Annotated in this window: 8 protein-coding genes and 2 pseudogenes; 8 read left to right on the top strand and 2 right to left on the bottom strand. The window is 53.5% G+C overall.

Annotated features, from left to right (window positions below):
* The 8 genes and pseudogenes from QZ197_RS14245 to rplP form a co-directional block, all read left to right on the top strand.
* Window positions 1-77: pseudogene (locus QZ197_RS14245) on the top strand (50S ribosomal protein L23); the annotation flags it as partial.
* Window positions 78-181: 104 nt separating this feature from the next.
* Window positions 182-808: a YdeI/OmpD-associated family protein gene (locus QZ197_RS14240; RefSeq protein ID WP_296432797.1), complete on the top strand. Its 627-nt coding sequence runs from the start codon at window positions 182-184 to the stop codon at window positions 806-808.
* Window positions 809-819: 11 nt separating this feature from the next.
* Window positions 820-1,728, top strand: a pseudogene (ltnD, locus tag QZ197_RS14235) (L-threonate dehydrogenase); the annotation flags it as partial.
* A 237-nt stretch (window positions 1,729-1,965) separates the two neighbouring features.
* Complete coding sequence (gene rplB, locus QZ197_RS14230; RefSeq protein ID WP_296432795.1) at window positions 1,966-2,808, top strand: 50S ribosomal protein L2; 843 nt, start codon at window positions 1,966-1,968, stop codon at window positions 2,806-2,808.
* Between the two features lie 2 nt (window positions 2,809-2,810).
* On the top strand, window positions 2,811-3,089 hold the full coding sequence (gene rpsS, locus QZ197_RS14225) for a 30S ribosomal protein S19 (protein WP_008236480.1): 279 nt from the start codon (window positions 2,811-2,813) through the stop codon (window positions 3,087-3,089).
* Window positions 3,090-3,092: 3 nt separating this feature from the next.
* A complete protein-coding gene (gene rplV / locus QZ197_RS14220; RefSeq protein WP_296432794.1) occupies window positions 3,093-3,473 on the top strand; it encodes a 50S ribosomal protein L22 in 381 nt (126 codons plus the stop codon).
* Window positions 3,473-4,174: a 30S ribosomal protein S3 gene (rpsC, locus tag QZ197_RS14215; RefSeq protein ID WP_296432792.1), complete on the top strand. Its 702-nt coding sequence runs from the start codon at window positions 3,473-3,475 to the stop codon at window positions 4,172-4,174. The genes rplV and rpsC overlap by 1 nt, the downstream gene beginning before the upstream one ends.
* A 12-nt stretch (window positions 4,175-4,186) precedes the next feature.
* Window positions 4,187-4,600 carry a 50S ribosomal protein L16 gene (gene rplP, locus QZ197_RS14210; RefSeq protein WP_296432791.1) on the top strand — a complete coding sequence of 138 codons (414 nt, stop codon included), beginning with the start codon at window positions 4,187-4,189 and terminating at the stop codon, window positions 4,598-4,600.
* A gap of 115 nt (window positions 4,601-4,715) precedes the next feature.
* Here rplP and QZ197_RS14205 read toward each other — a convergent pair whose 3' ends face one another.
* Window positions 4,716-5,735 carry a hypothetical protein gene (locus QZ197_RS14205; RefSeq protein WP_296432789.1) on the bottom strand — a complete coding sequence of 340 codons (1,020 nt, stop codon included), beginning with the start codon at window positions 5,733-5,735 and terminating at the stop codon, window positions 4,716-4,718.
* A gap of 65 nt (window positions 5,736-5,800) precedes the next feature.
* The coding region (locus tag QZ197_RS14200; RefSeq protein ID WP_296432788.1) for a TIGR02466 family protein at window positions 5,801-6,015 on the bottom strand (215 nt) is incomplete at its 5' end.

Raw genomic sequence — 6,015 nt, 5'->3', positions numbered from 1 at the left:
GTACCCGTAAGGACGTGAAAAAAGCTTATGTTACCCTCGAAGAAGGTAACACGATTGATATATCTACTGGTCTCTGATCAGTCGCGATCGGTTTGAAAAAGGCCCTCGGTGCAAACCGGGGGCCTTTTTTGTTGCCATGACCAAACGCCCAATGCATGCATAATTGCAGCAGGAGGTTGCAATGGGCATGATCACGGAAATTGACGACTATTTCGCCAAAGGATGTGGGCGTTGCACGCGCTTTGATACCCCTGATTGTTCCACCGCTCTTTGGTCCAGTGGCCTGCATCAAGTGCGCGCGATCTGTTTGGATGTCGGGTTGGCCGAGACGGTTAAATGTGGTCATCCCTGCTATCTGCATGCCGGCCGCAATATTTCGATTATTGGTGCCTTTCGTGATACTTTCCGCCTGACGTTCTTCAATGCATCCTTAATGACAGACCCCGATGGTGTGCTGGAAAAACAAGGCCCCAATACACAAGCCGCTGGTGTGATGCGCTTTGATGCTGAAAATAGAGTTGCGAGGCAGGCCAGAACCATTCGCTCCTACCTGCAAGAGGCGATGGGTTATGCCGACGCTGGCCTTACGGCCCCGAAGGTCGTGCGCGACGTTGCGATCCCAGAAGAATTGACTGACGCGCTGGATGCTGACCCACAGTTGGCAGAGGCGTTTTACGCCCTGACACCTGACCGTCAGAAGAGCTATGCTTTCAACCTCAACACTGCCAAACATTCCGCGACGCGGATTGCGCGGATCGCAAAGTTCCGCGACAAGATTATCGTAGGCAAAGGTGCGCTCGAACGTTAACCCAAGGAGACTTTAGCATGACCAACAACCAACAGATCGCGGTGATCGGACTTGGGTCGATGGGGTACGGTATGGCCGCCTCTATTCTGGCGGCGGGGCATCGGACCCATGGGTTTGACATTAACCCGTCCCAAGTTGCGCGTTTTCAGGCCCAAGGCGGTGCTGCTGGCGATCTTGATACGATTGCCAATGAAATCGACGCCGTTGTCGTTGTTGTCCTGAACGCCGCCCAAACAGAAACCGTCCTGTTTGGCGATACTGGCGTTGTTCCCGCGATGAAGCACGGCAGTGTTGTGTTGGCTTGTGCCACTGTCCCGCCTGCATTTGCCCGCGACATGGCTGCGCGCTGTGCTGATTACGGTGTGCATTATTTGGACGCGCCCATTTCGGGCGGGTCGTTAAAGGCCGCTGCGGGACGGTTGTCGATCATGGCATCTGGCACCGCGCAAGCCTTTGCCGCCGCAGCCGCCGTATTGGATGCAACCGCCGAAAAGGTGTTCACCTTGGGCGATGCGGCGGGCGCTGGATCGGCGATGAAGGCTGTGAACCAACTGCTCGCAGGTGTGCATATCGCCGCGATGGCCGAGGCGATGACCTTTGGCTTGTCGCAAGGGGTGAGTGCGGAAAAGTTTGTCGAAGTGATCCCCGAATGTGCGGGCACCAGCTGGATGCTGGAAAACCGCGCGCCGCATATTGTGGTGGGGGATTATACCCCGCATAGCTCTGTTAATATCTGGCCAAAGGATCTTGGGATCGTACTGGATATCGCGCGCGGGGCGGGGTTTGACGCGCCCGTGACGCAAGCCGCGTTGGCGCAGTTTGTGGAGGCCGCGGCGATGGGGCTAGGGGCTGAAGACGACGCGGCGGTGGCAAAGGTCTATGCGGCGCGTTCAGGGGTGGCGCTGCCAAAAGGCGTCTAGCGCATGGCGCCAACCCAATGGCGGCGGCATGTTTCCGGGCAAGGATGCTCTGCAGCGCTGGTTTTGACTAAATAACCGCCAAACCACTTGCCCCCTAACCCCCTCCCTGCTACATCCGCGCAATCGCACAGCCTCGGATTCGTCCGGGGCTGCGCTTTTATTACGTCGGGCACCTACGGGGGCCTATAACTTCAGGGTCTCCACAAGAGGCCCGCCAAGCAAACGGAAGAAGCAAACATGGCATTAAAGTCGTATAAGCCGACGACGCCAGGCCAACGTGGGTTGGTGCTGATTGACCGTTCGGAGCTTTGGAAAGGACGTCCCGTCAAATCCCTTACACAGGGTCTGACGAAATCGGGCGGCCGGAACAACACCGGACGGATCACTATGCGTCGCATTGGTGGGGGTGCTAAGCGCCTTTACCGTATCGTCGATTTCAAGCGTAACAAGTTGGATATGCCAGCTGTTGTCGCACGGATCGAATATGACCCGAACCGGACTGCGTTTATCGCACTGATTCAGTACGAAGACGGCACACAGAATTACATCCTTGCACCACAGCGTCTTGCTATCGGTGACAAGGTGATCGCATCTGCCAAGGCTGACATTAAGCCCGGCAACGCAATGCCTTTCAGCGGCATGCCAATCGGTACGATCATTCACAACATCGAAATGAAGCCAGGCAAAGGCGGCCAGATCGCCCGTGCAGCCGGTACTTACGCCCAGTTTGTTGGTCGTGACGGTGGCTACGCGCAGGTTCGCCTGTCGTCCGGTGAATTGCGCCTGATCCGTCAGGAATGCATGGCCACTGTCGGTGCTGTGTCGAACTCTGACCACTCTAACCAGAACTTCGGTAAAGCTGGCCGCATGCGTCACAAGGGCATCCGTCCTTCTGTACGTGGTGTTGCTATGAACCCGATCGACCACCCGCACGGTGGTGGTGAAGGCCGGACATCTGGTGGTCGGACGCCTGTGACGCCTTGGGGTAAAGACACCAAGGGCAAGCGTACCCGTAACAAAAACAAAGCATCGCAGCGCCTTATCGTGCGTTCGCGTCATGCCAAGAAGAAGGGTCGCTAAGAATGGCTCGTTCCGTATGGAAAGGTCCCTTTGTGGATGCATACGTCTTGAAAAAGGCAGAAGCATCACGCGAAAGCGGCCGCAACGAAGTGATCAAGATCTGGTCACGTCGTTCAACAATCCTGCCTCAGTTCGTTGGTCTCACTTTTGGTGTGTACAACGGCAAAAAGCACATCCCTGTTAACGTCTCTGAAGACATGATTGGTCAGAAGTTTGGTGAGTATTCACCAACACGGACCTATTACGGTCACGCAGCTGACAAAAAAGCGAAGCGGAAATAAGCCATGAGCAAGGATAAGAATCCCCGCCGCGTGGCCGATAACGAAGCAATGGCAAAACTGCGCATGCTCCGTACGTCTCCGCAAAAGCTGAACCTCGTTGCTGGCCTGATCCGTGGCAAGAAAGTTGAGCAGGCTCTGACTGACCTGACTTTCTCGAAAAAGCGGATTTCGGACGACGTGAAGAAGTGTCTTCAGTCGGCGATCGCAAACGCAGAGAACAACCATAACCTTGACGTCGACGAATTGGTCGTAGCCGAGGCATATGTTGGCAAGAACTTGATCATGAAACGCGGTCGCCCACGGGCACGTGGTCGTTTCGGCAAGATCATCAAGCCGTTCGCTGAAATCACGATTCTGGTGCGTCAAGTTGAGGAGCAATCATAATGGGTAACAAAGTAAACCCGATCGGTATGCGTCTTCAGGTCAACCGCACCTGGGATAGCCGCTGGTATGCAAATACCAAAGACTACGGCGATCTGTTGTTGGAAGACCTCAAGATGAAGGCATTCATCAAGAAAGAATGCGTTCAATCTGGTGTTAGCCGCGTGATCATCGAGCGTCCGCACAAAAAGTGCCGCGTTACGATCCATGCAGCCCGTCCTGGTGTCATCATCGGCAAGAAAGGTGCAGACATCGAAGGTCTGCGCAGCAAACTTGCCGCGCTGACAGCGAGCGAACTGCACTTGAACATCGTTGAAGTCCGCAAGCCAGAACTTGACGCAGCCTTGGTTGCCGAAGGTATTGGTCAGCAGCTTGAGCGTCGTGTTTCTTTCCGTCGCGCTATGAAGCGCTCGGTTCAGAACGCAATGCGCATGGGCGCCCTGGGTATCCGGGTCAACCTTGCGGGTCGTCTGGGCGGTGCTGAAATTGCACGGACAGAATGGTACCGCGAAGGTCGTGTGCCGCTGCACACCCTGCGCGCCGACATCGACTATGCACTGTATGAGGCGAAGACGCCTTATGGGATCATCGGCATCAAGGTCTTCATCTACAAAGGTGAGATCATGGAGCACGACCCATCAGCGCACGACCGCAAACATGCTGAGCTGCAAGAGGGCGCTGTCCCTCGCGGCCCACGTCGCTAAGGAGTAGATGATATGCTGCAACCAAAGCGTACAAAACACCGCAAACTGCACAAAGGCCGTATCCGCGGCGAAGCTAAAGGCGGGTCTGACCTGAACTTTGGCACATACGGCTTGAAAGCGATCGAGCCTGAGCGGATTACTGCACGTCAGATCGAAGCTGCACGTCGTGCCATGACGCGTCACATGAAGCGTCAAGGCCGTGTCTGGATCCGGATTTTCCCGGACACCCCAGTCACATCCAAGCCCGTCGAAGTTCGTATGGGTAAGGGTAAAGGCTCGATTGATTTTTGGGCATGCAAGGTCAAACCAGGCCGCGTGATGTTCGAAATCGATGGCGTAACAGAAGTCGTCGCACGTGAGGCCTTGCGCCTTGCAGCGATGAAGCTGCCGATCAAAACACGTACCGTGGTGCGCGAAGACTGGTGATTTTTGCATAGCGAAATTCACCACGTGCGGTGTAGCGAATTTGCGTAGCAAACTCGCGGGCCGCACATGGTAGAGATAAAGAAGCCCCTGCTGATAACTCAGCAGGGGCCTTTTTTTATTCGGACGGTCCAACTAGGCACTCGTAGAACGAGATTAGTTCGTCGGTTCCCCCACGTGTAGGTATCGCTGAGATTCCTAGGAACATTGGTGCCTCAAGGGAGAAACGAATTTGCACGCCGAAGCTTTCAGAGTAAGCCAAAACTTTCGCTTCTTTGTTCGTCAACATTGCTATGACGTTCACATAGAGACCTACCGTAAAGCGGTCACATCTGTCTGAAATATCAATGCGCAAACGTTCACCGTCTACAACCAATTCGACCAGACCAAAGTTTGTGAGCTCTTCATATCTTCCTTGAGCCTCGATAACAGCGTGGAAAAAGAAACCACCACCTTTGACATAGCTAAGCATTACCTTGTGATGCCCATATAGTGAGTCGCGCTCTCCTCTGACATACATGGAGTTCTTGCCGGGATGGATTGACCATTTGGCATCAGTTTCGCCACCGGTAACAACGCCAATCTTGGTTAACTTTTCATGTTCAATGAAGTCTACGTTGTCGTTTGGCGTAGAGGAACTCAATTCGAGAAATTCGGTGTCGATACCCATATCAAAAACATAGCGAGAGATTTTGGCCGAGAGTTGTTGAGATAACTGTACCTTATTTGGAATCGGGTCTTTGAAAGAAAATTGATGAACCCCAAATCTGTCTTCTTTGCGGATGTATCGTAAACGTCCACCTAGAAACATGAGCGTCGCGGCACTGATGCACTTTCCTGAGGTGCGCTTGCGGCGAATTAGTGGGCTACTGTTGTGCTTAACGTCAATGACATTCATTCCAACGTGCGTGGAATACCAATGATCTCTAATTATCCGACCAAGACCAATAGCTGTTTCCACATGCCCACCACCAGAATTTATGTAGACAGGCGTTCGCATCGGAGGTGCGTGTTTTCCAATAAAAGCTTGAAATTTCTCAACATCTCCCAACTTAATTGGGCCAAAGGCGTTGATTGAAAAATGACCGCCAAAAAGCTTCTCGATCTCAGTTTGAGGCTCAGTAAATTCGAATTGCAAACTCTCTACCTACTCTACCGCAACTTGGTTCCATCGCGCTTTTCAAACTGTCTAGTAGGAAGTATTCACCCCCAAGAATAATTAAAACTCACCGATATCCGTTCTTCTTCGCTCATGTTCATTGGCACCTCGTGCCGCAGCCAGCTTTCCCATAGCAGCACATCGCCCACTTCGGGTTTAGCATAGAAGAACGTGCGCAATTCATCGCGGGCGTCTTTCGTTCGGGTAGGGGCGGCCATCATCATTGCCAGCCGCGGGTCTTCGAATTTGATCGCACTCG

The sequence above is a fragment of the Yoonia sp. genome, assembly GCF_017854415.1.
GTDB lineage: Bacteria > Pseudomonadota > Alphaproteobacteria > Rhodobacterales > Rhodobacteraceae > Yoonia.
Note: the sequence above shows the minus strand (reverse complement) of the source record. Positions and strands in the feature narration are given on the sequence as shown.